Here is a 26,409-nt window from a genome sequence, read left to right on the forward strand (position 1 = left end):
TGAAGTCTCCTTCCTCCTTTCCTTCCTCTTTCTTCAGGAAAGACGTTTCCCTCGCTGTCCCTTTCAGATTCTGCCTGCCTCTGCCGACGACGTGTTGCTGACATCGCGGTCTTTTTCATGCTGTCTGCTCAAAACCTGCGTGTTTTCGAATAGACTCTGCGCCCGCGGCGACAGCAATCCTGCGCCCAAGTTCAAATGATATGGATGTACGCTTGATAATCCTTATCATTAACTCTACTGTGATGTCGCTCGGTTTGACGCCTTCACACGCCTGAGCGCGGCCTCCAGCGCCAATCAAAACACGGTAGTGATCCATAACAGTCAGGGGAACAGTCATGAGTCGAACGGGGAAGCTCTGTCCCGGTGCAGGGGAAGTACGGTATCTGACCTCGCTTTTGGCCGGGGCGGTATTGCTGCCGGTTGCCGGTGGCGTCTGGGCTGCCGAGCAGCAGGGTAGTGAGGCGGCGGCGACCGATACGGTCACCACGACCACCACGGCAGCGGCTTCCGGCAGCGACAGTTCACGCCTTGACACCATTACCGTGGAAGGCAATCGACTCTATGACATGCTGCCGTCCGAGCAGGCCGGCGGCTATGGCGTGGATGCCGCCACCGTCGGCACCAAGACCCCGGCCGCCCTGCGTGATATCCCGCAGTCGATCAGCGTGGTGACCCGTGAGGCGATCGAGGATCAGAACTTCGACACGCTGGATCAGATGGCCAGGCGCACGCCCGGCGTTCGCGTGCTCTCCAACGATGACGGCCGCTCGTCGATCTATTCACGCGGCTACGAGTACGACGAATACAACATTGATGGCCTGCCTTCGCCGATGTCGAGCATCACGGGCTCGGTGCCGTCGCTGTCGCCCTTTGACCGGGTCGAGATCATGCGCGGGCCATCGGGGCTTTTTAACAGCACCAGCGAAATGGGCGGAATCGTCAACCTGGTGCGCAAGCGCCCCACCTACGACTTTCAGGGCCATGTGACCGGCCGTTATGGCAGCTGGGATCAGAATTACGTTGAAACCGATCTCTCCGGCCCGATCAATGCCGATGGCAGCGTGCGCGGTCGACTGGTGATTGACAACAGCGACACCAACGGCTTTGTCGATCACAACGATAACAAGCGCAACAACTTCTACGGCGCGCTGGATTTTGATCTGGACGAGGACACCACCCTGTCGCTGGCCTTTTTGCGTCAGCACAAGGACATCACCGTCAACAACGGCCTGCCGGCCAATCGGGACGGCAGCCTGCGCGAGTATCGCCGCTCGAAGCTCTTTGGCGCCGACTGGAACAGCTTCACCAGTCAGTCCAACGACTGGATCGCCGAGCTGACCCACCGTTTCGACAACGGCGGCTACGGCCGTCTGGCCGGTCGTTACTCCAACCGCAATGCCGATTACAACTACGCCTTCGGCGCAGGTGGCCCCAACGCTGGTGTGGATGACAACGGCAATGCCTCGCTGATGGGACTGGGCGGCAAGGCCGATGAGCAGTCAGTGGCGCTGGATGCCAGCTACAGCCAGCCCTTCGAGGCGCTGGGCAATACCAGCGAGTTCGTGGTGGGGACCGACTACAAGCGCTATGAATCCGAGCAGGAGCAGGGCCGCTATAGTGCATTGCCCGGCTTTCGCGGCGTCAGCGTCAGTGATTTCTCGCCCGGCAGCGTGCCCTATACCGATGTGCTGAGCGATGCACGCGCAGGCGCCCAGGGCACCAACAACTACAACGATGAGCGCACCACGCTTGAAGAGTACGGGCTTTACTCCAAGCTGACCTTCCGCCCGATCCAGGATCTGGCGTTGATTGCCGGCGGCCGGGTCAGCAACTATCGACAGCGTGCCAGTGTCGATGAGCTGGACAGCAGCACCTCCGACTCGCGCAGCGATAGCTCGCGCTTCACGCCCTATGGCGGGCTGGTCTATGACCTGGATGACCACCATTCGCTCTATGCCAGCTATTCGCAGGTCTTCAACCCGCAGAGCTCAACCGACGCCAACAATGAGCTGCTCAAGCCGCGCAAGGGCGAGCAGTACGAAGCGGGCGTCAAGGGCAGCTACTTCAATGGCGATCTCAATGCCCGTCTGACGGCCTTTCGGATGTATGACAAGAACCGCGGCGCCACGACGGCCAGCGGGGATACCGATGATGCCGTGGCACTGGGCAAGACGCGTATCCAGGGGGCAGAAGTCGAGCTGACCGGCAGTATTACCGATCAGTGGGACGTGATTGCCGGTTACACCTACATGGATACCGAGATCAAGCGGGAGTCCACGGCGCAGGGCGATGGTCTGTTTCTGCTGATGCCACGCAACATGGTCAATCTCTGGACCCAGTACGGCTTTGAAGGCGGGGCACTGGATGGCTTTCGCATCGGTGGTGGCGTGACGGCGATGGACGGCTTCAGCTCGAGCTCCGGCGTCGACGCGCCGGGCTATGCGGTGGTCGATGCCATGATCGGCTACGACTTCACACAAAACCTTTCGGGTCAGCTCAACTTCAACAACATTCTCGACAGGAAGTACTACGAGCGTGTGGGTGGCCTTAACACCTTCAACATGTACGGTGCGCCCGCCAGTGCGGTCGCCTCGCTGCGCTACGACTTCTGATTGACCCGGCGCTGGCCCGGCCGGCGCCATGTTGTGAGACGCATGGCATCAAAAAACCCGGCACCTGGCCGGGTTTTTTGATGCGCGTCCCTCGTTTTTAAATCAACGAATACCCAAGGTGGCGCCGCCGTCGATGCGCATGTCATGCATCGTGATATGCCGCGCCCGATCGGACAGCAGAAAGCGGATCGCCTCGCTGACATCGTCGGGCTCGGCAATGCGCTTGAGCGGAATGCCCAGCTTCCAGCCCTCCAGCGAGCCGCGAATCACGTTGTCGCGACCGCTGTCATCGGCCCACATGCCGCGCTGCATGTCGGTGTCGGTGGAGCCGGGCGAGACGATGTTGCAGCGCACGTTGTGTTCGGCCATTTCCAGCCCCAGGCAGCGTACCAGCTGATGGGTGGCGGCCTTGGAAGCGCAATAGGCGCCCATCGCCTGACGCGGAGTATCCGCGGCATTGGAGCCCACCACCACGATGGCGCCATACCCGCGGTCGGCCATCAGCCGGGCCACGGCGCGGGTGACGTTGAACACCCCGGTGGTATTGACGTTGAAGGCATGCAGCCACTGGGCGTCGGTCAGCTCGGTCACGCGGCCCATCTGCAAAACGCCTGCCACATGCGCCAGACGTGTAATGGGGGCGTGGGCCTCGATCCCGGCAATGGCAGCGTCTACTGCACTTGAGTCACTGACATCCACCACGTGAGCGCTGACCCGCTCGGCGCCGAACTCGTGCCCAAGCCGACTGGCCGTATCAGATAGCGCGTCCGCCAGACTGTCGAGCAGGGCAACGCTTGCGCCTTCCACGAGAAGATCGCGAGCCAGCGTCGCCCCGATGCCGCGGGCGGCGCCGGTAATGACGATCTGTTCGCCTTTAAACTCGCCGCTCATTTGAGTTCATCCATGATGCGATGACGCTCCTGGTGGTAACGCTCCTCGTTCCAGCAATGGCGCCAGTAGGGCACGGCGTAAAGCTGACGTTTGGTCAGGCCGCGAATGCCCATCAGGTGCTCACGCAGGGAGAGCACCGCCGAGTTTTCACCGCCCACCCAGGCCGAGATGCTGCCGGAGTCGGGGAAGTCCATGGCGCGCACTGCATCGATCTGCAGTGTGGAAAGACACGACGGGATATCACCGCGATAGAGCCAGTGCACGTCAACGCCCGGTGGATGGCGCAGTGTCTGGCGCTCGCTTTCGTGATCCACCTCGATCAGCACCACACCGCGGGCCTCATCACTCATCTCTTCAAGCAGGGCGCTGATGCCCGGCAGGGCCGTCATGTCACCGGCGATCAGCGACCAGTCGGCCGGTGGCAGCAGCGGATCAGGGCCGCCGGGGCCACTGACGCCGATCATGTCGCCGGGCCGTGCGGCCAGCGCCCAGCGCGAGGCCGGGCCTTCATCGCCGTGGGCCACGAAATCCACGCTCAGCTCACGACGCTCGGTATCGAAATGGCGCACGCTGTAGGTGCGGGTAATCGGCTTCTCTTCCGCAGCCGGCCAGACCACGCCGGCCTCGGTCAGCTGCGGCAGCACTGGTGCACTCTGGTGATCCCGCGGCAGGAAGACCTTGATGTGTCCGCCGCCACGGTTGGCGGGAAAGCCTTCCAGCGCCTCACCGCCGAGTACGATACGGATCATGTGATCGGTGATGACCTCGCGGCGCATCACTTTCAAAAGCATCGGGGGGCGTTTCTTGCCCTTCGGAGGCGGGGCGGCCTGAGCCGCCTGGTCGGTGATCATTTCGGCGACGCTCATGCGCTGACTCCCTGACGGTTGAGCAGTGCGACCCAGTCAGTGATGGTGGGCGCTTCGACCAGATCCATGAAGCTGACATCAAAGCCTTCCCGACGCAGCTCCTCGACAAACGTCATCATGCGCATCGAATCCAGCCCGTAGAAGAGCAGGTTGTCATCGGCGGGGATTTCTTCGGCGCTGACGCCGGCAAGTGTGGCGACCCGCTCGGTCAGTGCGGCCTGCGTCATGGTGCCAGCGCCGCGCTGATCGTTTTGTGCGGACTCAAGCGCTTCAAGGGCACGGGCGCTGGTGGTGACCACACCGCAGCGGCCGGCGACGTACTCAAGGGCCATGTCATGGCGCGCGCGCGAGAAATCCGCCACGCCATCGGTAAGCATGAAGCACTGCACATCCTGCATGAAGCCTTCAAGGGCCGTTGCCATGCAGCCGATGTGGGCATACACCCCGCCAATGATCAGCTGATCGCGCCCCCAGCTGCGCATGCGCTCACGCAGGTCGCTGCGCTGAAAGGCGCTGTAGCGCCACTTGGTCAGCACCACATCACCGTCCTGTGGGGCCAGTTCATCCACGACCGGATACTGCTCGGGATGGCCCGGCAGGCCCGGTCCCCAGAAATCGTTGAGCAGGGCGCGGTCACTGTCGGGCTGATCGGTCGGTTGAGCGGTATAGACCACTGGCACGCCTGCGGCGCGAGCCGCCGCGATCAGGCCGGCCAGATGCGAGATCACCTCGGGGATGGGCGCAGCGCTCACGTCATATTTCGCCAGGAAATAGCGCTGCATGTCGTGAATCAACAGCACCGCACGGGCCGGGTCGACCTGCCATCCAACCCGGTTGTCGGGCAGCTCGGCAGCAGTGGGCAGTGAATAGCTCGCGATGGCGGGAATGGCCATGATACCTCTCCTGTAATCTTTCAGCGCCGCGGGTAGCCGTTAGTCGCCCGCGGGTGCATCGGCGGCAAACCAGTGCGCCTTGAGCGTCTGGCGCAGCGCCTTCTTGCTGATCTTGCCTACCCCCGTCTGGGGGAAGGCTTCGAGAAACTCAAAGCGTTCGGGCACCTTGTAGTGGGCAAGGCCCCGATCGCGCAGGAAACGGGCCAGCACCATTGGCTTCGGCGCCTCCCCGCGGCAGACGACAAAGGCACAGACCCGCTCGCCCAGATAGGGGTCCGGCATGGCAACGACCGCCACGTCATGGACGCTGTCATGGGCCAGCAGCTGGTTTTCGACCTCTTCGGCCGCCACCTTCTCGCCGCCGCGGTTGATCTGATCCTTGTCGCGGCCTTCGACAATCAGATAGCCGTCAGGCGTCATCTGAACGCGATCGCCGGTGCGATAAAAGCCGTCACGCGTGAAGGCGCGCTGATTGTGGGCACCTTCCGGTTCCTCGCCTTCACTCGGCGCGACGAAATACCCCGGGATGGTATAGGGGCCGCGGGTGATCAGATGGCCCACGCCGCCCGGCGGGATCGGCTGATCGTCGTCATCCACTACCAGTACCTCATCGAGGGCCGACATCGGCTGGCCCTGAGTGGTGTTGATCAGCTCGATGGGGTCATCAAGGCCGGTGTAGTTGACCAGCCCCTCGGCCATGCCAAACACCTGCTGCAGCCGGCATCCCAGCGTCGGCGCCACGCGGCGCGCGGCCTCGCTGACCAGCTTTGCCCCGCCGACCTGCAGAATGTCGAGACTCGAAAGATCTTCCTGCGTGTGAGCGGCGCTGTCGAGCCACAGCATCGCCAGCGGCGGCACCAGTGAGGTCATGGTGACCCGTTCGCGCGCGATCAGGGCAAAGCATTCATCCGGGCTGGGCCGCGGTGCGATGACCAGCCGCCCACCGCCGAGCAGCACGCCGAGAAAGCCCGGCGAGCTCATGGGGAAATTGTGCGCAATCGGCAGCGCAATCAGATAGACCGTATCCGTTGTTACCGCACACGCACGATTGCTCTCGCGCAGGCTGTAGTGATAGTCGTCATGACGGCGCGGAATCAGCTTGGGAACGCCCGTGGTACCGCCGGAGAGCTGGAAAAAGGCCAGATCGTGGGCGCTCGGCACATCCTCGACGGGCGCGCCTTCGTACTCATAAAGGCCGTCAAAGGCGGTAAATTCCTCGGCCTCACCGCAGACAATGACCTGCTCAAGCGTCGGCACGGTCTCGCGCACCTCACGGGCCATGGCGCGATAGTCAAAGCCGCCGTCGCGATCGCAGATCAAAAGGGCACGTGCCGTGGCGGCGCGGCAGAAGTGCTCGACCTCAAAGCGGCGATGCGCCGGCAGGGCAAATATCGGCAGCGCGCCCAGGCGAAAGAGGGCAAAGCAGGCCACCACGAACTCATGGCGGTTGGGCAGTTGAAGGACGACCCGGTCGCCGCGTGTGATGCCTGAGCGACGCAGACCGCGGGCGAAGGCGTCCACGCGCTGATCCAGTACTTCGTAGCTCAGGCGCAGATCACCATCGACCAGCGCTTCGCGTGCGCCGTGCTCTCCGGCCAGACGGCGCAGCATGGCGCCGAAGGTTTCATCGAGCCAGCAGCCCTGCTCGCGATAATGGCGCTGGCGCTCCAGCGGGTAGTCCGGGCAGCGGGCAATGATCTCGTCAAGCGTGGCGCGCCGGCTCGGCGCAGGTGTTGGATTCGTCATGATCAGGCAGTCGTGTTCGGTGTGTCGTCGTCGTAATCAAGGCCCATGGCATCCAGCATGGTCCGCATCTTGGCCGCTGTTTCTTCCAGCTCGCTCTGAGGGCTGGAGCCAGGCACCACGCCGGCACCGGCAAACACGCGGACATGATCGGGGGCCAGTTCGGCGCAGCGGATGGCAATGGCCCACTCGCCGTCGCCTGCTTCGTCACACCAGCCGACCAGCCCGGTGAAATAGCCACGCTCGAAACCTTCCAGTGATTTGATCGCCTGATGGGCATCCTGCCAGGGTGCCCCGCACACGGCCGGTGTGGGGTGAAGTGCGGCCGCCACACCGAGCGAGGTCAGGCTCGGATCAGCCAGTTCGCCTTCAAGGGTGGTGGAGAGATGCCACATGCGATCGGTGGCGATCACTTCCGGGCCTTCCGGGACATCCAGCGTGCGACACAGCGGGCGCAGGGCGGCCACAATCGCATCCACCACCAGCGCATGCTCGCGCAGGTCCTTGTCGGAGACGCGAAGCCCTGCGGCACGGCGCTGGTCTTCCTGCGGATCGCTGTGACGCGGGATCGAACCGGCCAGCGGGTTGGCGATTACGCGGTTGCCTTCGCGGCGAATCAAAAGCTCGGGGCTGGCGCCGGTGAGGCTTTCATTCTCGCCGGTCGGCAACGCGAAGTTATACCCTTGCGGATTGATGCTCAAAAGGCGTTTCAACAGTGCTTGGGCATCGACCGGCGCCTGGGTGTGCACGCGCAGCGAGCGGGCCAGCACCACCTTGTTGAGCGCTGTGGTGTCGAAGAGCGTCAGGGCACTGTCCACGGCCTGACAGTAGTGCTCGGGCGCCGGCTCAGGAGTGATAGACCGGGCCTGGGTCTCGAGCGGTGCACTGATCAGGCGCTGATCAAGCGTGCGGGCCGCGGCGCGCATCAGCTCGGCGGGCACAAAAAGACGTGCGCTGTCAGCGTGATCAAACGGGATCAGGCCCATGATGACAGGATCAGCGTGTCCCTGTGCCCGGGCGGTATCGAACAGGTCGCGGGCAGCGTCATCCAGCGTCTGGGGCCGGGCATCCGGCGTCTGACACTGATGGGCAATGCCGCGCCCGAGCAGGGTCGTGACCGGTGAAGAGAAAAAGGCATCATTCGGCTTGAGGCCCTCAAGCAGCCCCCAGGGGGCCTGGGCAAACGATAACCGGGAAGGGAAAGGCTGATTCACGTTGGCTCCTGACAAGTCGCGTTGTCAGTGGACGGACGGGCACCGGACGATGTCATTCGGTGCAGTAACAGAGCGCCACTCTAGCCCAAATGAGAAACATTATCAAAATCATTTGTGTTGGGAAATGAAGGTCGCCGGATGGCCTGATGAGCCCGGCGCAGGCGCCTGCGGGATCGGCTATGCTTGCCTCCACGCCAGAACATGCCGGTCAACGCCGCCCATTACAGGAGTGCTCGATGCAGGACCTTCCTCGTCACCCGATGTCTGCCACCCATACCGAGTGGGCCGACCGGCTGGCGGCCACCAGCTTCTTCAACGCCCTGCTGCGTGAGACTGCCCACTGGTGGCTGGAACGCCAGGATAATGAAGAGATCGCCGTGATTCCCCTGACGCGCGCGGGTGACGCCTGCCTGCGCGTTCACCTGCAGCATCGAAGCTGCTCGGGACGCTGCCGGATTGTTCTGCCCCTGGTGCAGGCCACAGGAGAGAATCTCCAGGTTGTGTCCTTTGAACAGGCCGTTGAAGCCCTGCTGAAAAGTCCGTGGCTGTGCGAGCATCCGCTGGTGGGCCGGCTTGATGACGCGCGCCGGGAGACGTTTTTGAAAAGCGTCATGGGCAGTCGCGACACCATCGCCTCGGCGCTTGCCGGTCGTGATGACCTGGATCATCTCGGCCAGGGGCCGCTCGGGTTTCTCGACGCCGAGCAGGGGCTTCTGGTCGGTCACGACTTTCATCCGGCCCCCAAGTCACAGGCCCCCTTTGATGCCGAGCAGGCGCGGGACTATACCCCCGAGCATCGGGCGGGCTTCTCATTGATCTGGTGGGGCGTGTCACCGGCGCGCGCGGCAGGCGATTCAAGCCGCGAGCTGCCCGCCGCGGCGCTGATGCATGATCTGCTGCCCGAGGCGCTGGCCGAGCGGCTGCCGGTGGGGTTCAGTGCGCTGCCCATGCACCCTTGGCAGGCGCGCTTCCTGCAGAAAAGAGACGATATCGCCGCGCTGATCGAGGCCGGTGAGCTGATCGTGCTGGGTGAGGAGAGCAATGATGCCAACACCGCACGGCGCTGGTATCCCACCTCCTCGCATCGCTCGCTGTACAGCCCGCAGGCAGACTGGATGGTCAAGGGGTCGCTCTCGGCGCGGCTGACCAACTCCCTGCGCGTACTGCACGGTAATGAAGTGATGCGCGGGCTGCGCCTGGACCGCTGGTGGCCGCAGGTAAGCCCTGACATTCGCTCGCATTTTCACCTGATGCAGGAGCCGGCCTGGCTGGGCTGGAAAAATGATGAAGGCGAGATCGACGAGGCGAGTCTGGCGCTGCTGCGTGAAAACCGCATCAAGGGGCCTGATGCATCGAGCGTGGTGCTCGCCACGCTCACCCAGCCATTGGGTGAGGCGGGCCAGACGCTGGTGGCCAATGGCGCAAGGCGTCTGGCAGCGCTTGAGGGCACGAGTGAGCGTGAGGCGGCGCTTGTATGGTTCGATGCCTTCTGTGAGCGCGTGCTGTCACCGCTGATTCGACTGGTGGTCGAGGAGGGCATCGTACTGCTGGCCCATCAGCAGAACATCGTGGTGCGCCTTGAGGGTGAGCGCCCGACAGGGGTGGACTATCGCGACTGTCAGGGCAGTGGGGTGACGGATCATTTTCTGGCCCGACACCCGGGAGACCCCGTCAGTCAGGATCACCGCATCAGCGCAGGGATGCTCACGCGCTATTTCCCCTACTATGTCATCATCAATTCGACTCTGGCGGTTACGGCGGCACTGGCCGAGGCAGGGCTGGTCGATGAGCGCACGCTGGTAGCGCGTCTTCGCGAGCAGCTGGAGAGGCTGCGTCAGCGCTGCCAGGACGGTGATACCACCCTGCTGGATCATCTGCTGACGTCACCCACCCTTGAGGTCAAGGGTAACTTCTTCTGCTATCTGGCCGGTATCAACGAATCCACCCTGGATGACCCGTCGATCATCTATCTGGACATGCCCAATCCACTGCTCACCGAGACCCCGGCGTCCTGAACCATGACTCTGACATCGCGAGAAAACACCATGTCCAGCCGTGACGATCTGTCTGTCAGCGAGACCCTGCCGGCCTCGCCGGAGCGCTCGCTTCTGGAAGCCATTGATCATCATTTCGCCACCCGCCCGGCGTGTCGTCTGCTGATGCTTGATGATGCCTGGCGTGCCGACCCGTACTGGTATCCGCTGTGTCAGGCGCTGGGCGCACCGCGGGTGCTGCGCGAAAGCTTTTATCAGCGCCCCTGGCAGTGGCTTCAATCCGACTATGCTGCCCAGCCCTTCGAGATCGAACGCGGGCTGCCAAAGCGGCCGACCAAACCGCGCGGCGTGGTGTATGAGCGCCTCGATCCACGGCTGGGACAGCGCCTGACCCTTCGCGTGTGTGAGCATGAGCGCGATTTCGAGCGTCTTTACACGTGGATGCATCATGAACGGGTGGCCCGTTTCTGGCAGCAGAACAAGTCGCGAGCGGAGCTTGGCGACTGGCTCGCAGAGCGTCTGGCCGAGCCCCATCGACTGTCGCTGATCGGCGAGTTTGATGGCGAGGCGTTTGGCTATTTCGAGCTCTATTGGACGCCCGAGGACGTGCTGGGCGACTACTACGACTGGCAGGCCTTTGATCGCGGGCTGCATGTGCTGGTCGGTGAAGAAAATTTTCGCGGTGCACGGTTCGTGGATGCCTGGCTGACCGGGCTTGAGCACTACGCCTACCTGAGCGAGCCGCGCACCGAGCGTGTCGTGCTGGAACCCGATGCCGGCAATGAGCGCATTTTTCGCCATCTTGAGCGGCTGGGGCTTTTCAGTAAGGGCGAGTTTGACCTGCCTGACAAGCGCGCCATGCTGGTCATGGGGTGGCGTCATCACTTCTTTGGACAGGTGATGTAATGGCGTCGGAAGCCTTTCGATCAACCGCGTCGATACTGCCGACGACCCTGGCCGCCATCGACCCTGAAGAGGCCATCCGTCGGCACTGGGCGCGCGCCAATCGCGCGCTGGTAGCCAAGATGATCAGCGAGCTTTCCTGGGAGCAGGTGCTGTTGCCGGAAAGCAAGGGCGAGGGCTGGCAGCTCGAGATTGCGGCGGTCTGCGATGATGATCGGAGCACCTCGGCCGAGAGCCGGGCCTGCGGACGCTGGTACTTTCAGGCGGCCGTCAACCTGTGGGGGCAGCTGCTGATCGATGTCGAGAGCCTGCGCGGTCCGGAAAATGCAGGCGGGTCACCGGAGGCTGCCGAGTTTCTGCTGGCGCTGGCCCCCGGCATGGGCATGAACGATGCCCAGCTCGCCGAGCATCTGGAGGATCTTTTCAACACCCTGCGCGGCGACTGCTATCTGATCGAGGTGCATCAGCGCCTGAGTGCCGATGAGGCGATCCGGCTTGCCGAGCCCCAGCGGCAGGCCGTACTGGATGGGCACCCGAAGTTCTTGTTCAACAAGGGACGGCGCGGCTGGGGCATGCAGTCGCTGGAACGCTACGCCCCGGAATATGCCCGTCCGTTTCAGATCGAGTGGCTGATGGTGCGCCGCGCACGGCTCAAAAGCAGCCGCATGGCCATTGATGATGACGTCCTGCTCGACAGTGTGCTGGATCTCGACGAGAAGCGTGCCCTGCTGGCGGCACGTGATGGCAAGTGTGCGGTGCTGGGGGAGAGGGCCGAGGCGTATGCCCTGATGCCGGTCCATCCCTGGCAGTGGGCGCGCATGCTTTCCATGCTGCACGTGGGTGATATCGGCCGCGGTGACATGGCCTGGCTGGGCGCCTTTGGTGATCACTTCGTGGCACAGCAGTCCCTGCGCACGCTGACCAACGCCAGCCGAGCGGGGCGCTTTGATCTCAAGCTGCCGATTACCATCATGAATACCTCGAGCTATCGCGGCATTCCGGGGCAGTACATGCTGGCAGGGCCCGCCGCTTCACACTGGCTTCAGGCGCGTGCAAACGATGATGAAGAACTGCAGCGCGCCGGGCTCGAGATTCTGGCCGAGCCGGCGTCTGCCGTGGTCGAACATGATCAGTATGGTCGCCTGGATGAGGCGCCATATCGCTTTCGTGAACTCTGCGGGGTGATCTGGCGTGAAGGACTGGCCCCGGGGGTGGAAGAGGGCGAGCATCCGCTTTTGATGTCGGAGCTGATGCAGTGCGACGCCACCGGTCGCGCCTGGCTTGCCGCCTATATCGAGGCCTCCGGCATCGATGCCGAGCAGTGGCTGTTGCGCATGTTCAAGGCCACGCTGATCCCGATGTATCACCTGCTGTGCCGGTTCGGGGTCATCATCATTGCCCACGGGCAGAACCTGACCCTGATCCTGCGCAATGGCATGCCGCATCGGCTGGCGCTCAAGGATTTTCAGGGTGATCTGCGCCTGGTCGACGAGGACTTTCCCGAGGCGCATGATCTGCCGCGCGAGCTGGTCGAGGTGACCGTGCGCCTGGGGCCGGAAAAGCTGATCCATGATCTCCAGACCGGCCATTTCGTGACGCTTTTGCGTTTCGTGGCGCCGCTGGCCGAACAGGTCGGCGTCAGTGAAACGCGCTTTTACCAGCTCTGTGCCCGTGCGCTGGGAGACTATATGGCGCGCAACAGTGCGCTTGAGTCCCGCTTTGACCTGTTCAGTCTGTTCAAGCCTCGCATCCTGCGCCTGGGGCTTAATCGCTCGAAGTTTCTGCACGCCAATGACCATTCGGCGGCGCGCATGCTGCCGGACATGGATCACTTGATCGACAACCCGCTCTATCACTGCCTGAGTGATGGTGATCCGCTGCGCCGACATGGCGAGGCGGCACTGACACGTCAGGGCGCGTAACCATTTGAGATGTTGCCCAACATGGCTGATACCCCCGAGCTTCTGGATCTGGCCGGCATTGGCGCCGGCCCGTTCAATTTGAGCATTGCGGCACTGGCCGCCGATCGCCTGCCCACCCTTTCCACGCGCTTTTTCGACCGTCAGCAGCGCTACGCCTGGCATGAAGGCATGATGCTGCCGGACACGCATCTGCAGACCGGTTTTCTCAAGGATCTGGTGACCGGCATTGACCCGACGAGCCGCTGGTCGTTTCTCAATTATCTGGTTCAGCATCGCCGCTTCTATCGCTTCCTGAACGCCGAGCTTTCCACTGTCTCGCGCGCGGAGTTCTCCGACTATCTGCGCTGGGCGGCCGAAGGGCTGGATAACGTCTGGCTCAACCACAGCGTGCGCGAGATCGATCACGACGGCGAGCATTTTTGCCTGCGCACTGACACCCGCACCTTTCGTGCGCGCCATCTGTGCCTGGGCAGCGGCAAGACGCCCTGGCTGCCGACATTTGCGTGCGAGTATCAGGGGGAGCGCTGTCTGCACGCCGAATCGATTGCCTGGCACGCGCGCGACTTCACCAACCAGCGCGTGGTGATTGTCGGCGGTGGCCAGAGCGGGGCGGATATTTTCATCAATGCCCTGCGCGGCCACTGGGGGCCGCCGAAATCGCTGCACTGGCTGTCGCGGCGGCGCAACTTCCAGCCGCTGGATGAGACGGCGTTTACCAACGAGTACTTTACGCCCGGCTATACCTCGCAGTTTGCCGAGCTCGACGAGAGAGTGCGCCATCGTGAGGTCAGTGCGCAGAAATACGCCAGTGACGGCATTACCCCGGCGGCGCTGACCGAGATCTATCAGACGCTCTATCACCGCTTTGATGTGATGAACGAGCCGCGCTGGGCGCATCTGCTGCCCCATCGTGAGGCGGTCAACATGACGCGCACGGGGGACGCTTTTGTACTGGAAGCCCGACATGGCACGACCGATTTGCTCGAGCGATTTGACGCTGACGTGGTCATTTTTGCCACCGGGTTTGAATCAAGGCTGCCCGAGTGCATGGCGCCGCTGGCCGATCGCATCAGTCGTGACGAACAGGGCGCGCCGAGCGTGGGGCGCCACTTTCTGCTCGACTGGCAGGGGGATGGCGACAGTCGCATCTACGCCGTCAACGCCGGACGCACCCGCTATGGCATCGCCGAGCCGCAGCTGTCACTGATGGCCTGGCGCTCGGCAGTGATTCTCAATCACCTGAGCGGGCAGGCGCATTTTGATCTGGATGATGATCCCGGCCCGGTGACCTGGTCGCCGCAAGGGCGTGAATCATCATAACGGCCAGGTGATATCGGGGCAGCTGGGGCACACTCTGTCGCTGCCGTTCATGCGGCGTGCGTTTTTTGACGAAAGCGCGCCACGCTGAACCAATTCACCGGCGCCGATGTCACAGCGTCAACGTGACTGCCGGGCAGGCCTTGCCGGGCAATGCGCCATCGACCAGACAGGACCTGAGGACCATGATCAATCAAACGTTGCGTAAACGGGCCATCGTGATGTGGGCAGTGGTGTCGCTGCCGATACTGTGGCTTTTTGCCGTGATTACCAGCCCTGCCTTCGGCATTTTCCAGATCGTCAGCTTCGCACTGTTGCTGGTGTCGGCCGCGGCCGCCTTTCATGTACTGACCGAGATTCTCTGGCGTCGGGGTGTGGGCTACAGCCAGAGCCCCTTCTGGCAGCGCCTGGATAAATCGCTGCGCCGCGCCGTGGGCGGGTACGTCTTCTGTCTGGTGGCGGCAGTACTGTATGCCATCTTTCAAAATCCCTTCGTGGCGATTATTGCCTTTGTGCTGGCCATCTTCGGCGTCTGGTGGATCATGGGCGGGCTTTTGCACGTGATGGAGCAGATGTACGAAGACGAGCTGCGCATGCGCCGTAACGCACGTCTTGCCCGTCGTGAGAACGCCAGTGACACTGCCGGACAGGACAACGCTCAGGCCTGAGCCGGGTGTTCATCCGCTCGGGTGGTTTTCAGTCGTGGGCAGTTGCCACACAGCCCCAGCGTCTCATCGAGATAGCGCAGGCAGCACATGCGACGACAGCGCCAGGGTTCAGCCGCGCCGCTGTCGTCGACCACGTCGATATAGTCCACCGGGCGGTAGAAGGGGTTGCGTTGACGATCCGGCAACTGACGCAGCTCCATCATGGCGCGAGCGCCCTGGATCTCGAAGGCGCTGGCCAGCCCCTGGCGTTCCAGCTCGTTGACGGCGAACTCGAAATAGACTCCGGCATTGCTCCACAGCACGCGCGGTGAAAAGTGCACCTTGCGGGCCAGCGTCTCGATCAGCGGCGTGAGATGACGCGCGATCAGTGGGCAAAAACGCGCGCAACCGTTGTCCAGACTGATGGTCCCTTCATGTGGCAGCACGAACTGTTGCGGCGTGCCATCCTCTCCAAGCACCACACCCATGTCATCAAGGCTGGTGGGTAGATGAACATCACGACAGAGCTCGACCACCGTGATGGGAATGATCAACTGGCTCAAATAGTGCTTTGACCACTGCGTGGCCACCGCGCGGCGCTCATATGGCCCGTGATGAGCACTAAAGCGTGTCAGCACGTCCTCAAGCACGTCCTGCTCCAGCAGCCGGCGCACGGGCATGACCCCCTTGATGTCTGCATGCCGGCAGGTCAATGCCGTGCCAAAGCGGGTCAGTCGCTCATTGAACAGGGCGTCAAACATGACGATGTCCCTCCGGGGTTGCCGACGTCTGGCAGGTCAGGCATTGATGTGTGAATGAGAATTATTCTAGCAACGAAGCCCGGGGCGTGCAGTTGCCCGGGTGGCTGCGTTGTTGGAACATGCACGAACACCACCACAGGGAGCGCCTGCATGCAGTCATCAGGGAAGTATCGTGCCGTATTGTTTGACTTCGACGGCACGCTGGCCGATTCGGAAAGTGCCCATCACCGGGTATGGAATGAGATTCTGGGTGAGATGGGTGCCCACATCGATGATGAGGAGTACAAGCGGGAAAGCTCAGGGATGCCGGTTACCCAGGAAGTCGAGCGGCTGATTCGCACTCGCGGGCTTGATATCACACCGCAGGCGCTCGTTGATCTCAAGGTGCAGCGTACTGTGGCAAGCTTCACGGAAAGCCCGATTGCACTGATGACGCACGCTCTGGATATCCTTGAGTGGTGCCGGGCGCAGGGCCTGCCAATGGCGCTGGTCACCGGCAGCGGTCGTGAAGAGATCGCTCCGACCATCGAGCATTACGATCTTGCCCGCTTTTTTGACCACATCGTGACCCGCAACGACGTTACGCACTCCAAGCCCCATCCCGAATGCTACCTGCGCGGGCTGACGCTGTGCGGCGTTGAGGCCTCACAGGCGGTGGCGCTCGAGGACACCTGTCATGGTGTGAACGCCGCTCATGCTGCCGGCATCGACGTGATCGCCATTCCCAATGCCTATTCCCGTGGTCAGGATGTGAGCCGGGCCACGGTCGCACTCGAACATCTGGCCCAGGCGCGTGACTGGATCGACGTACGTCGCGTGCAGGGCTAGCCCCGGCATGGATCATCGACAGCTCGGTTTTCTGGTGGCGCTGGCCCGCGAGCGCCATTTCGGACGCGCCGCCACCGCCTGCCACGTGACCCAGCCCACGCTTTCGGCGCGACTCAAGCAGCTTGAAGAGGAGCTCGGGTGTGCGTTGATCATCCGCGGCCACCGCTTTGAAGGGCTGACGCCTGAAGGCGAGCATGTGCTGACCCATGCGCGACGCATTCTCGCCTCGCTTGATGAGCTCAACGCCGAGCTTGATCCCAAAAGCCCGCCCAGCGGTCTGCTGCGGCTGGGGCTGATCCCCTCGGCGCTTGGCGCCGTCAGCAGCTGGATGGCACCGCTGCGCGAGTGCTATCCGGCCCTGTCACTGCGGCTGGTCGAGCGGGCTACCCTGCCGCTGATGCAATCTCTCATGGAAGGGGATATCGATGTGGCGGTGGGCTATCTCGATGTGCCGGCTGCCGAACCCTTCGTGGCGCGCAGGCTCTATTCCGAGCGTTATGCGCTGCTGGCGCACGAGGACAGCTTCACTCTGCCGGAGAAACCTGGCTGGGCGGATCTTGGTGGCTTTCCCCTGTGTCTGTTGACCCCGGACATGCAGCATCGCCAACGGGTGGACATTCATGCCCGCCGGGAGGGCGTCACGCTCTCGCCCGTGCTGGAGGCCGAATCCATGGCAGCACTCGAGCGGCTGGTCGAGCAGGGCGCCGGGGTCGGGGTGGTGGAGCAGCATGCGCCCGACCCGCAACGTCCCGGGCTGATTCATCGTCTGCTGCCGGCGACCGACGAGGACCCACCGGTCGGGCTTTTGTGGCGTGCCGGTGCCCCGCCTTCCCGCCGATTGCGCGCACTGCTGGAGTGGCTGCGCGCCACCTGAGCGCAAAGGTGTGCCAAATACTTTTCAATGACGCGGCGTGACTTGATAGACGCGCTCGATCAATTCATGTCTCTGCTCCATTGGAGCACGGTGTTGCCGGCGCATTACACTCTGGGCACTCGCCAGCTGATGCAGTGCCCCTTGTGTCGATGCCACGCCCCGGGCCACCGTGCTCGTTGCCATGTGCCCCTGCCAGAGGAGTCGTACTGCCATGTCGCTTTGTGATTACGAGGATGTAACCCACACCCCCAGCGAGCAGCTCTCCGGTCCTTCCGAGCTGCCGATCACGCTGTCCTTCAATGACACCGCCTATGCCTCCGTGCTGGCCACGCCCGAGGCGCTCGATCACTGGGCGGTGGGCTTTGCCTTCAGCGAGGGGATGATTACGCGCGCCTCACAGGTGGGCGAGATCACCACCGATCGGCTGCGTCACGGTGTACGTGTGCGCCTGAGCGTGCCGGCCCATATCGAGCGTCTGGCCGGCGAGCGACGCCGCGTGACCTCGGCGTCCTCGAGCTGTGGACGCTGCGGCAGTGCCGAGGAGGCGCAGATGCTGGAAGGGCTGCAGCGCCTGCCGGCCAGCACACCGCCACCGCCGGCGCAGCTTGAAAGCGCGCTTGAACGGCTCTCCAGCGACGGCCAGCCGGGCCTGCACATGGCGCTGGGCTTTGACGACAACGGCCAGTGGCTGGGCAGCGGCGTGGATATCGGCCGGCACAACGCACTCGACAAGCTGATTGGCGCCTCGCTGGTCGAGGGCCGGGCGATATCGATGGTGCTGCTGTCGAGTCGCTGCAGTCTGGAGCTGGTGCAAAAGGCCGTGCGAGCCGGTATCCCGACGCTGGCGACGCTGTCTCATCCGTCGCCGCTGGCGGTCGATATTGCCCGTCTGTGTGCGCTGAACCTGATCTGCTGCCATCGGGGCCGACGCCTGACCCTGCTCAGCAGTGGATAAACGCTGCACATGCCCCCGACAGGGGCATCGATATACCCCTTTTCCGTGACCCGTCTGACATAAAGAGTTTTCCGTGACCCAGCCCAAGGAACGTATTTTCGAGTACACCCACCCGGCCGCCGGCTGGGGGGCGTTGATCTCCGTTGGTCGGCATCTGCGTCACAGCCGTGCCCCGCTGTCCAATGTTCGCGCGCTGTTGAAACTCAATCAGCCCGACGGCTTTGACTGCCCGGGCTGCGCGTGGGGGGATCCCGAGCACGGCTCCTCGTTCGAGTTCTGTGAAAACGGTGTCAAGGCCGTGACCTGGGAGACCACCGCCAAACGTGTGACGCCACGTTTTTTCAAGCGCTGGTCGGTCACCGAGATGAAGGCGTGGGACGACTATCGCCTGGAAGACCAGGGGCGTCTGACCTCGCCGATGCGCTATAACGCTGATACCGACCGCTACGAGCCGATCGACTGGGAGGCGGCCTACCGTCTGATCGCTGATCGCCTCAAGGCGCTGGATCATCCCGACCAGGCGCTGTTCTACACCTCGGGCAAGGCGTGCAACGAGTCGGCCTGGATCTTCCAGCTGCTGGCGCGTCTTTACGGCACCAACAATCTGCCGGACTGCTCCAACATGTGCCACGAGGCCAGCGGCACCGGGCTGGTCGAGGCACTCGGCATCGGCAAGGGCAGCGTGCTGCTGGAAGATTTCGAGCGTGCCGAGGCGATCTTTACCTTCGGCCAGAATCCGGGCACCAACCACCCGCGCATGCTGGGTACCCTGCGTGAAGCCGCCGACAACGGCTGTCAGATCGTGGCCTTCAACACGCTCAAGGAGCGGGGGCTGGAGCGCTTTGCCGATCCGCAGCGCAAGCTCGAGATGGCCACCCGTGGCAGCGGGCGCATCAGCTCGCTGTATCTGTGCCCGGCACTGGGCGGCGATATGGCCGCCATCCGCGGCATGGCAAAGATCGTGTTCGAGCGCGACGACCGTGACGGCAACGTGCTCGATCATGACTTCATCGAGCAGCATACCGATGGGCTTGATGCCTGGCGCGCCGTGGTCGAGGCCACCCCCTGGGCGGCGATCGAGGCGCAGTCGGGCCTGTCGCGTGAGGAGATCACCGAAGCGGCCGAGGTCTATATTCGCTCGAACGCGACCATTTGCGCCTGGGCGATGGGGATCACCCAGCACGAGCATTCGGTGGCCACGGTGCGCGAGATCGTCAACTTCCTGTTGCTCAAGGGCAATATCGGCAAGCCTGGCGCCGGTACCTGTCCGGTACGCGGGCACTCCAATGTGCAGGGCGATCGCACCATGGGTATCTATGAAAAGCCTGATGACGCGTTTCTGGACGCACTGGAGAGCTTCTATGGTGTACCGATGCCGCGCAAACACGGCCATGACACGGTCTCGGCCATTCGCGCCATGCGTGACGGTCAGTGTCGCGTCTTCATTGGCCTGGGCGGCAACTTCGCCCGGGCCACGTCCGACTCTCACGTATGTGAAGCGGCGTTGTCCTCCTGTGACCTGACGGTCCACATGAGCACCAAGCTCAACCGCAGTCATCTGGTCACCGGCCGCGATGCGCTGATCCTGCCGGTCATTGGCCGGGTCGAGGTGGATCGCCGCGCCGATAAAAAGCCACAGCTGATCACCGTGGAAGACTCGATGAGCATGGTCCACGGCTCGGCGGGCATCCACAAGCCGGCATCAAGGGAGCTGCGCTCTGAAATTGCCATTCTCACCGGCATCGCTCGGGAGTTGCTGGGCAACGAGGTGGTGGACTGGGAGGCGCTTGCCAGTGACTACGACCACATCCGTGATCATATTGCGGCGGTCGTGCCCGGCTTTGAAGACTTCAATACCCGCGTGCGTCAGGAGCGCGGCTTCTGGCTGGGCAACCCGGGGGCGCGGCGGGAGTTCCCGACCGATACGGGCCTTGCCAGGTTCTCAAGCGAGGCGCTGCCCGAGGCGGTACTGCATCAAAGGCTCGCCCGGCGCGAGGGCTGGATCACCCTGCAGACCATGCGCAGTCACGATCAGTACAACACCACGATTTATGGCTACAACGACCGCTATCGTGGTGTGGAAGGCACGCGTCGGGTGATTTTCCTGAGCGCCCATGACATGAAACGCCTCGGTGTCGCTAAAAACGACTGGGTGAACCTGATCGGCGAGTCCGAGGACGGCATCGAGCGTCGCGCCGATGGTTTCCGGGTGGTGGAATATGACACCCCCAACGGCTGCGCGGCGGCCTACTATCCCGAAACCAACCCGCTGATTCCGCTCGATAGCGTGGGCATCAAGAGCAACACGCCCAACTCCAAGTCGGTGGCCATTCGCCTTGAAAAAAGCCAGCGGCTGGCCTGATGGCGCTCGATCAACTCACACCCGCGCAGCTCTCGCGGCTGGAGGGCTGGCTGCAGCGTCAGCCGGGAATTGATGGACTGGCCGCGCTGCTGCTGGAGCGGCTGGAGGCAAACGAGGCGGCCGGGCGCGCACATCTGGACAGCGGCCGGCTGTCCCGTGAGCTGGGTGTGGCGCACGCGCTGGTGCGCCGCACCGCCTCGGAGCTGGAAGCCCGTGGGCTTGTCACCATCACCTCGCGCAGCGGCGCCGGGCCCGGACTGTGGCTGGCGCTGATACCAGGCTGATCCAGGCATTCAGCATTTCTTTACTTGATGGTCGCCGGGGGCGCACGTCAGGATGCCTGCTGGATTTGCAACGGAGCGCCCGGCATGCGTGACACTGCCCATGGTTTTGCCCGCTGGCGCCAAACGGCACGGCTGGTCGCGATACTGATTACGACCGCTGTTACTGGCGCCTTCGCTCACGCCAGCGTAGCGCCATCCTCGTCGCTGGGACTGGCGCACAGAACGCTACCGGAACTGCGCGGCATGCTCGATCGCGGCGAAATCACCTCCGAACAGCTCACCCGCTTCTACCTTGCCCGTATCGGGACGCTGGACGACCAGGGGCCTGCCATCAACGCCATGCTGGATCTGGCGCCCGGTGCCCTTGCCCGGGCTCACGAGCTTGATCGTCACCGTGACGAGGGCGGTCATGGACCGCTCTATGGCATCCCCTTCGTGGTCAAGGACAATATCGATGTGAAAGGGCTGCCCACCTCGGGTGGCTCGATGGTGCTTGCCCGGGCCTATCCCCGGGACAGTGCGCAGGTGGTCCGGCGCCTTGAGCGCGCTGGCGCCATTGTGCTGGGCAAGACCAACATGACCGAATTTGCCGCCAGCTACGGCAACCCCGGCTATAGCTCACGGGGCGGTTTTACCCGCAATCCCTGGCGGCTGGATCGCAGTGTGCTGGGTTCGAGCAGTGGTTCGGCGGCGGCGGTCGCCGCCGGTTTTGCCCCCTTTGCCATCGGTACCGATACCGAAGGCTCCGTGCGCGGCCCGGCCCATGCCACGGGGCTTGTGGCCATGCGCCCAACGCTGGGGCGCGTCAGCCGAGATGGTATCATTCCGCTGGCGCTGTCCTTTGATACGCCGGCACCCCTGACACGCACCGTTCAGGGCAACGCCTGGGTGCTGGCGGCCATGGCCGGTCAGGATCCGTCCGATGAGGCGACCTCGTTCAATGCCCGGGCGCCACTTGAGGATATGTCAGCGTTGACCCTGCCATCGCGTCAGGCACCGCTTGAAGGCATACGCCTTGGCGTGATCGAGCATCGCGAGGCCGGCAACGCGCAGATCGAGGCACGTTTTGCCCGGGCGCTTGAGCATGTTCAGGCACAGGGCGCTTCAACGGTGCAGGTCACGCTGGATGCCCACTATCTCGATCTCTGGCCCATCACCGTGGGCCCGGTGCACGAGGCCGAGTTTCAACCCCAGCTGGAGCGCTATCTGCGCCAGTTTGATGACACACAGCCCCATACGCTTCAGGAGATCATGGCGCGATGCGAGGCACTCAACCAGCATGAGCGGGACAACCCGCCGGTCACACCGCAGCGCATTCGTGGCATGCAGCATCGCCTGCATGAGCGTCTGGAAGGTTCACCTGCCTATCTGGAGGTAATCTCGCGTCGCATCCCCGAGCTTCGCGAGCAGCTGTCACACTTCATGATGGCCAATCATCTGGATGCCCTGATCTTTCCCACCGAGGCCTGTCCGGCGCCGCCGCTGAGGCGGCAGGACAGTGACGATTACGAGTGCACGGCCCGTGAGCCGTTTGCGCTGGGCTACATTGCCTCGGCCACCGGCTTTCCCGAGCTGACGCTGCCGATGGGCGTGACCCGTGCCGGGGTGCCGATCAATGTGTCGTTGCTGGGCAATGAGCGTCAGGAGGCCGAGCTCTACCGCCTCGGGCTGGCGTTGCGGCAGACAGTGCCTGAAGATGACGTCCTGTCGCTGCCACCGCCACTGGCCAATACCGTTAATCCTTTTGCTGATCGGAGTACGCCATGAAACACATTCTGCTCTTTGCTGCCATGACGGCCCTGCTGGGACTGGGCGGCTGCGCCTGGTGGGGCGGGAGTGATGACGCGCCATCACCGCCGGCGAACGCCAGCACCAACAGCGCGTCACAGGGTGCCTCGGGTGATGCTGCCGAGAACAGGGCGCAGCAGGCCTGCGGTGCCGATCGTCTCAAGGGGCTGACCGGCGCCCGGCTTGATCAGGACGTGCGCCAGCAGATCGTGGACCAAAGCCAGGCCCGGCAGTTTCGTGTGCTGGCGCCGGATACCATGCAGACCATGGATTATCACGAGGATCGCCTGAACATTCGCGTCAACGAGCAGGGCGTGATTCAGTCCTTTAACTGCGGCTAGGCCGCTGTCAGGCCGCTGTCAGGCCGGTTGGGGTGAGCGGCGCGGCGGCTTGAGCCAGCGCGCCAGCTGCTTTTCCAGCAGCTCGAAGCTTACCCACGAAAGCATGGCAATGATCACCACGCTGATGGCCAGCGTCAGCCAGGCCGGCAGCCCCCAGTGCTCATGCAGCAGGGCATTGGCCAGCCACAGCACGATGACGTGGACCAGATAGACGGAATAGGACTGATCGCCCATCCGGCGCAGGCCGTGGCAGCGCGTAAAGATCGGCTCAAGACGAATCATGGCAATGACCAGCAGCGCTGCCGGTAATCCCCACACGGCCAGTCGCCAGGCTGACTGGTCGGTAAAGCAAAGCATGAGCGCCACACATCCCAGCGCCAGAAGAATCCAGGGGCTGCGCGTCGTCGCCGGCGCCAGCCTGCCATGGTGGTAGAGCATGCCCACGCCAAGGCCCAGCAGAAACTCGTAGATGATGGGGTCGGCATAGAAACTGCTGATCATGTCCAGCCGTGACAGCGCCAGGTTGAGCAGCGCGATCATCACGATCACGGCCCAGAGTCTGGCACGTGCCGGCAGCAGGAAGGAAAGGGCAAAGATCAGATAGAACATCATCTCGAAATTGAGCGTCCAGCCCACCGGCAGGATGGGGTAGTCGCCAAAGCCTGCCGGGTTTTCGTTGGGAATGAACAATAGCCCCATGATCAGCGAGGGAAGATCAAGCCCATAGTCCGGCATCAGGTCGCTGGCAAAAAAGAGGATAGCCGTCGTCACGGCGGTATAGAACCAGTACACCGGCACGATGCGTGCCGCGCGCTGCCATAAAAAGCGCAGGGTGTTCATCGAGCGTCCGGCCGTGGTGATGTAAATCACAAAGCCACTGATGACAAAAAAGATATCCACCCCCATCTGACCGCGAGTGGAGAACAGCTGTCCGGCCGGGGTGTCGGCCTCGAAATTGAAAAAGACCTGCATGAAGTGGTGAAAGACCACAAGCCAGGCGGCAAACGCGCGAAGCGCCTGTACGGAGATGAGCATACAACCTTCCCTGTCGTGCCATCGGCAGTTTGTATATGCCGACATCAGGGGGGCGAGTATAGGACATTATGGGCGTTATATGGCTTGCCGGTCTAAAAGGCCATGATCCGGCGTATGACAGCCTTTATGTTTGCCGGGGAGTCTGCGCCAGCGCCTGCTGATAGGCGCAGGCCACCTGTTCGGCTGATAGCCCCAGTCGTGCCAGATGAGGCCAGTCGATCATCTCCCACCGGGCCTTTTGATAGTCGATGGCGGTTTTGAGAATCAGCCCCAGCGCACCGGTGTGATGCAGCAGGGCGGTCTCGATATCGGGATGCACGGGAATGCTGTCCAGGATCTCTTCAAGCGGCTGATCCATGAAGCTGTCGAGGCAGGAGAAAAGGCCGACGGTAAAGCCCATTTCGCTGATCTGCCCCGGCAGCTGATGCGCCAGATGATGGCAGAAGTGGGCACGCTGCATGGTCAGCTGTTGCAGGGCATGGGGCTTGTCGTCAAAGCGTGACAGCACCAGAAGGCTTGCCAGGCTTCGGATGCGCGAAAGCCCCAGCGCCATGACGGCACCATGCAGTGAAGTGACCGGCCGGCTCTGCTGGGCAAAGGCCGAGTTGGCCATGCGCAACAGGCGCACGCTCAGGAAGGGATCACGCTGTACGGTTTCGGCCATGTCGCGCATCGAGATATCCGGCGCATTAAGCTCGGCCAGAAGTCGCAGGGTATTCAGTTGATTGACCGGCATGACCCGGCCGTATACGGGCTCCGGACGAGCCAGAAAATACCCCTGGAAAAGGGTACACCCGGCATCTCTGGCAATGCGGTAGTCTTCCTGTGTCTCGATTTTTTCGGCCAGCAGCTGGAGGTTCGGGTATCGCACCTTGAGGGCCCGGATCGCCTCGGTCAGTGTCTCGCGGGTATAGAAGGGGTAGTCGAGTTTCACCACATCGACAAAGGGCAGCAGCGGATGGCTGGCATCACCGAGGGTGTAGTCATCGAGTGCCATGACGTAGCCTTCCTCACGCAAACGCGTCAACGCCTCGATGATCTCGGGGGTGTCGGTGACATCCTCCAGAATCTCGATGATCAGTGTGCGAGAGTCAAAGGGAATATCCTGAATCAGGCTGTCGGCCGTAAAGTTGACGTAGGCGGGCTGGTGGTCGCAGACCTGGGTAATATCGGCTGCCGTAAAGGCATTGATCAATACCTGGCTGGTAGCGCGATTGCCATCAAAGTCCGCCGCCACGATGGGGCCACCACCATAGGGACGAAACAGCAGTTCATAGCCGGCCAGCGCCAGCTGGCGATCATGGATGGGCTGGCGGGCAAACAGTACGCCAGCACCTTCCTGGGATGGTTCGGTCATGATGTCTTGGATATCGTTGAAATGACGTTTGTGCCCTGACCATGGCAGGAAATGACCCTGCACATTGATCAGTGCCCGCCTGTGGCTTTCTACCGTTATCGTCCAATACCATGAATGCTTAAGGATGTGAGCATATAAAACGCGAGATTTTCCGGCGTCATCATGTCATCGATACAAGCGTGTCCTCATCGGGGATATCCTGCATCGAGATAAAGCCGGGGATCTCCTCGATGCGGCCGCACCAGTTCACCACATGGGGCCAGTCCAGCAGCAAAAGGCCGGCCTGGTCGGCGATGTGGGTGTGGGCAAACAGCGCAATATCGGCAAGTGTCAGCGTTTCGCCGGCCAGAAAGGGTTGAAGGCTCAGCGTCTGTTCCATGATATCCAGCGCCTGACGGGCGCTTTCCTGCCGGGCCGTCAGCTCTTCAAGACGCTCGCTCGGGTCGCCCTGATACCAGTGAATCAGGCGGGCGACCGACAAAGACGGCTCGTGGCGATGCTGCTCAAAAAACATCCACTGCAGCATGCGGGCCCGATCGAAATCATCGTCAGGTACCAGGTCGCTGTTGCTGGCCAGGTAATAGAGGATGGCGTTGGATTCCACCAGGGTGCGCCCGTCGTGCAGTTCCAGCATGGGCACACGGCGTGCAGGATTGCGGGTAGCAAAGTCGTCGCTGCGGGTTTCGCCGGTCAGAAAATCGACATCGAACCAGCGGTGGCCAATGTCCAGCAGGGCCAGCGTGAGTCTGACCTTGTAGCAGTTGCCCGAGCGATAGTCGCCGTAGACGGTAATCATGGCATCGTCTCCGTAATCTTTTGGCC

The 26,409-nt window shown here is 62.7% G+C and carries 23 protein-coding genes; 13 read left to right on the top strand and 10 right to left on the bottom strand.

The features are described from left to right. Positions 1-335: 335 nt before the first annotated feature. The gene (locus tag IE123_RS09965) at positions 336-2,612 is read left to right on the top strand and encodes a TonB-dependent siderophore receptor (RefSeq protein WP_189517617.1); all 2,277 of its coding nucleotides are present in this window, start codon (positions 336-338) and stop codon (positions 2,610-2,612) included. Between the two features lie 102 nt (positions 2,613-2,714). Here IE123_RS09965 and IE123_RS09970 read toward each other — a convergent pair whose 3' ends face one another. The 5 genes from IE123_RS09970 to IE123_RS09990 are packed head-to-tail and all read right to left on the bottom strand — an operon-like array spanning position 2,715 to position 8,219. Continuing rightward, entirely contained in the window at positions 2,715-3,503 is a 789-nt protein-coding gene (locus tag IE123_RS09970; protein WP_189517620.1) for a 2,3-dihydro-2,3-dihydroxybenzoate dehydrogenase, read from the bottom strand. Next, positions 3,500-4,369 carry a siderophore-interacting protein gene (locus IE123_RS09975; RefSeq protein WP_229819690.1) on the bottom strand — a complete coding sequence of 290 codons (870 nt, stop codon included), beginning with the start codon at positions 4,367-4,369 and terminating at the stop codon, positions 3,500-3,502. The genes IE123_RS09970 and IE123_RS09975 overlap by 4 nt, the downstream gene beginning before the upstream one ends. After that, positions 4,366-5,262, bottom strand: a complete 897-nt coding sequence (locus IE123_RS09980; protein WP_189517623.1) for an isochorismatase — start codon at positions 5,260-5,262, stop codon at positions 4,366-4,368. Before IE123_RS09980 ends, IE123_RS09975 begins: the two co-directional genes overlap by 4 nt. Positions 5,263-5,301: 39 nt before the next feature. Beyond that, positions 5,302-7,008: a (2,3-dihydroxybenzoyl)adenylate synthase gene (locus IE123_RS09985; RefSeq protein ID WP_189517626.1), complete on the bottom strand. Its 1,707-nt coding sequence runs from the start codon at positions 7,006-7,008 to the stop codon at positions 5,302-5,304. Positions 7,009-7,010: 2 nt separating this feature from the next. Continuing rightward, complete coding sequence (locus IE123_RS09990) at positions 7,011-8,219, bottom strand: isochorismate synthase (protein WP_189517629.1); 1,209 nt, start codon at positions 8,217-8,219, stop codon at positions 7,011-7,013. A 236-nt stretch (positions 8,220-8,455) separates the two neighbouring features. Between IE123_RS09990 and IE123_RS09995 the strand changes: the two genes are divergently transcribed. The 5 genes from IE123_RS09995 to IE123_RS10015 all read left to right on the top strand — a co-directional run bounded on the left by IE123_RS09995 (position 8,456) and on the right by IE123_RS10015 (position 15,023). After that, positions 8,456-10,234 (top strand): IucA/IucC family protein, encoded by a 1,779-nt coding sequence (locus IE123_RS09995; protein ID WP_189517632.1) that lies wholly within the window; start codon positions 8,456-8,458, stop codon positions 10,232-10,234. Positions 10,235-10,264: 30 nt separating this feature from the next. Then, positions 10,265-11,119, top strand: a complete 855-nt coding sequence (locus IE123_RS10000; protein WP_189517635.1) for a GNAT family N-acetyltransferase — start codon at positions 10,265-10,267, stop codon at positions 11,117-11,119. After that, positions 11,119-13,038 (top strand): IucA/IucC family protein, encoded by a 1,920-nt coding sequence (locus IE123_RS10005; protein ID WP_189517638.1) that lies wholly within the window; start codon positions 11,119-11,121, stop codon positions 13,036-13,038. The genes IE123_RS10000 and IE123_RS10005 overlap by 1 nt, the downstream gene beginning before the upstream one ends. Positions 13,039-13,059: 21 nt before the next feature. Continuing rightward, positions 13,060-14,358 (top strand): lysine N(6)-hydroxylase/L-ornithine N(5)-oxygenase family protein, encoded by a 1,299-nt coding sequence (locus tag IE123_RS10010; RefSeq protein WP_189517641.1) that lies wholly within the window; start codon positions 13,060-13,062, stop codon positions 14,356-14,358. A gap of 182 nt (positions 14,359-14,540) precedes the next feature. Further along, positions 14,541-15,023 carry a hypothetical protein gene (locus IE123_RS10015; RefSeq protein WP_189517644.1) on the top strand — a complete coding sequence of 161 codons (483 nt, stop codon included), beginning with the start codon at positions 14,541-14,543 and terminating at the stop codon, positions 15,021-15,023. Here IE123_RS10015 and fhuF read toward each other — a convergent pair. Further along, positions 15,014-15,763, bottom strand: a complete 750-nt coding sequence (fhuF, locus tag IE123_RS10020; protein ID WP_189517647.1) for a siderophore-iron reductase FhuF — start codon at positions 15,761-15,763, stop codon at positions 15,014-15,016. The two genes, IE123_RS10015 and fhuF, sit on opposite strands and share 10 nt — an antisense overlap. Positions 15,764-15,913: 150 nt before the next feature. On the opposite strand from fhuF, the gene IE123_RS10025 reads away from it, so the two are divergent. Next, positions 15,914-16,591, top strand: a complete 678-nt coding sequence (locus IE123_RS10025) for an HAD family hydrolase (protein WP_189517651.1) — start codon at positions 15,914-15,916, stop codon at positions 16,589-16,591. A 7-nt stretch (positions 16,592-16,598) separates the two neighbouring features. After that, positions 16,599-17,465, top strand: coding sequence for a LysR family transcriptional regulator (locus IE123_RS10030; protein ID WP_189517654.1), 867 nt, complete (start codon positions 16,599-16,601; stop codon positions 17,463-17,465). A 24-nt stretch (positions 17,466-17,489) separates the two neighbouring features. On the opposite strand, the gene IE123_RS10035 is transcribed toward IE123_RS10030, so the two are convergent. Beyond that, complete coding sequence (locus IE123_RS10035; RefSeq protein WP_189517657.1) at positions 17,490-17,648, bottom strand: hypothetical protein; 159 nt, start codon at positions 17,646-17,648, stop codon at positions 17,490-17,492. A gap of 28 nt (positions 17,649-17,676) precedes the next feature. Between IE123_RS10035 and IE123_RS10040 the strand changes: the two genes are divergently transcribed. From IE123_RS10040 to IE123_RS10060, 5 genes are all read left to right on the top strand, one after another. After that, a complete protein-coding gene (locus IE123_RS10040; protein ID WP_189517660.1) occupies positions 17,677-18,420 on the top strand; it encodes a formate dehydrogenase accessory sulfurtransferase FdhD in 744 nt (247 codons plus the stop codon). A gap of 73 nt (positions 18,421-18,493) precedes the next feature. Next, entirely contained in the window at positions 18,494-20,782 is a 2,289-nt protein-coding gene (locus IE123_RS10045) for an FdhF/YdeP family oxidoreductase (RefSeq protein ID WP_229819691.1), read from the top strand. Then, on the top strand, positions 20,782-21,066 hold the full coding sequence (locus tag IE123_RS10050) for a hypothetical protein (protein ID WP_189517663.1): 285 nt from the start codon (positions 20,782-20,784) through the stop codon (positions 21,064-21,066). The genes IE123_RS10045 and IE123_RS10050 overlap by 1 nt, the downstream gene beginning before the upstream one ends. Before the next feature lie 84 nt (positions 21,067-21,150). After that, positions 21,151-22,833 (top strand): amidase family protein, encoded by a 1,683-nt coding sequence (locus tag IE123_RS10055; RefSeq protein WP_189517666.1) that lies wholly within the window; start codon positions 21,151-21,153, stop codon positions 22,831-22,833. Further along, the gene (locus IE123_RS10060; protein ID WP_189517669.1) at positions 22,830-23,195 is read left to right on the top strand and encodes an I78 family peptidase inhibitor; all 366 of its coding nucleotides are present in this window, start codon (positions 22,830-22,832) and stop codon (positions 23,193-23,195) included. The genes IE123_RS10055 and IE123_RS10060 overlap by 4 nt, the downstream gene beginning before the upstream one ends. An 18-nt stretch (positions 23,196-23,213) precedes the next feature. On the opposite strand, the gene IE123_RS10065 is transcribed toward IE123_RS10060, so the two are convergent. The 3 genes from IE123_RS10065 to IE123_RS10075 form a co-directional block, all read right to left on the bottom strand. Next, positions 23,214-24,230 carry an acyltransferase family protein gene (locus IE123_RS10065; RefSeq protein WP_189517672.1) on the bottom strand — a complete coding sequence of 339 codons (1,017 nt, stop codon included), beginning with the start codon at positions 24,228-24,230 and terminating at the stop codon, positions 23,214-23,216. 124 nt (positions 24,231-24,354) lie between these two features. Then, on the bottom strand, positions 24,355-25,587 hold the full coding sequence (locus IE123_RS10070) for an EAL and HDOD domain-containing protein (RefSeq protein ID WP_189517675.1): 1,233 nt from the start codon (positions 25,585-25,587) through the stop codon (positions 24,355-24,357). Between the two features lie 160 nt (positions 25,588-25,747). Then, the gene (locus IE123_RS10075; RefSeq protein WP_189517678.1) at positions 25,748-26,383 is read right to left on the bottom strand and encodes a glutathione S-transferase family protein; all 636 of its coding nucleotides are present in this window, start codon (positions 26,381-26,383) and stop codon (positions 25,748-25,750) included. Positions 26,384-26,409: the final 26 nt, after the last annotated feature.

Origin of the sequence: Kushneria pakistanensis (assembly GCF_014652795.1) — a bacterium.
Lineage (GTDB): Bacteria > Pseudomonadota > Gammaproteobacteria > Pseudomonadales > Halomonadaceae > Kushneria > Kushneria pakistanensis.

Excerpts from the sequence above, each read along its gene's own strand:
- IE123_RS09965 (WP_189517617.1), top strand. The coding sequence starts at position 336 with ATGAGTCGAACGGGGAAGCTCTGTCCCGGTGCAGGGGAAGTACGGTAT.
- IE123_RS09970 (WP_189517620.1), bottom strand. The coding sequence starts at position 3,503 with ATGAGCGGCGAGTTTAAAGGCGAACAGATCGTCATTACCGGCGCCGCC.
- IE123_RS09975 (WP_229819690.1), bottom strand. The coding sequence starts at position 4,369 with ATGAGCGTCGCCGAAATGATCACCGACCAGGCGGCTCAGGCCGCCCCG.
- IE123_RS09980 (WP_189517623.1), bottom strand. The coding sequence starts at position 5,262 with ATGGCCATTCCCGCCATCGCGAGCTATTCACTGCCCACTGCTGCCGAG.
- IE123_RS09985 (WP_189517626.1), bottom strand. The coding sequence starts at position 7,008 with ATGACGAATCCAACACCTGCGCCGAGCCGGCGCGCCACGCTTGACGAG.
- IE123_RS09995 (WP_189517632.1), top strand. The coding sequence starts at position 8,456 with ATGCAGGACCTTCCTCGTCACCCGATGTCTGCCACCCATACCGAGTGG.
- IE123_RS10000 (WP_189517635.1), top strand. The coding sequence starts at position 10,265 with ATGTCCAGCCGTGACGATCTGTCTGTCAGCGAGACCCTGCCGGCCTCG.
- IE123_RS10005 (WP_189517638.1), top strand. The coding sequence starts at position 11,119 with ATGGCGTCGGAAGCCTTTCGATCAACCGCGTCGATACTGCCGACGACC.
- IE123_RS10010 (WP_189517641.1), top strand. The coding sequence starts at position 13,060 with ATGGCTGATACCCCCGAGCTTCTGGATCTGGCCGGCATTGGCGCCGGC.
- IE123_RS10015 (WP_189517644.1), top strand. The coding sequence starts at position 14,541 with ATGATCAATCAAACGTTGCGTAAACGGGCCATCGTGATGTGGGCAGTG.
- fhuF (WP_189517647.1), bottom strand. The coding sequence starts at position 15,763 with ATGTTTGACGCCCTGTTCAATGAGCGACTGACCCGCTTTGGCACGGCA.
- IE123_RS10025 (WP_189517651.1), top strand. The coding sequence starts at position 15,914 with ATGCAGTCATCAGGGAAGTATCGTGCCGTATTGTTTGACTTCGACGGC.
- IE123_RS10030 (WP_189517654.1), top strand. The coding sequence starts at position 16,599 with ATGGATCATCGACAGCTCGGTTTTCTGGTGGCGCTGGCCCGCGAGCGC.
- IE123_RS10035 (WP_189517657.1), bottom strand. The coding sequence starts at position 17,648 with ATGGCAACGAGCACGGTGGCCCGGGGCGTGGCATCGACACAAGGGGCA.
- IE123_RS10040 (WP_189517660.1), top strand. The coding sequence starts at position 17,677 with ATGTCGCTTTGTGATTACGAGGATGTAACCCACACCCCCAGCGAGCAG.
- IE123_RS10050 (WP_189517663.1), top strand. The coding sequence starts at position 20,782 with ATGGCGCTCGATCAACTCACACCCGCGCAGCTCTCGCGGCTGGAGGGC.
- IE123_RS10055 (WP_189517666.1), top strand. The coding sequence starts at position 21,151 with ATGCGTGACACTGCCCATGGTTTTGCCCGCTGGCGCCAAACGGCACGG.
- IE123_RS10060 (WP_189517669.1), top strand. The coding sequence starts at position 22,830 with ATGAAACACATTCTGCTCTTTGCTGCCATGACGGCCCTGCTGGGACTG.
- IE123_RS10065 (WP_189517672.1), bottom strand. The coding sequence starts at position 24,230 with ATGCTCATCTCCGTACAGGCGCTTCGCGCGTTTGCCGCCTGGCTTGTG.
- IE123_RS10070 (WP_189517675.1), bottom strand. The coding sequence starts at position 25,587 with ATGACCGAACCATCCCAGGAAGGTGCTGGCGTACTGTTTGCCCGCCAG.
- IE123_RS10075 (WP_189517678.1), bottom strand. The coding sequence starts at position 26,383 with ATGATTACCGTCTACGGCGACTATCGCTCGGGCAACTGCTACAAGGTC.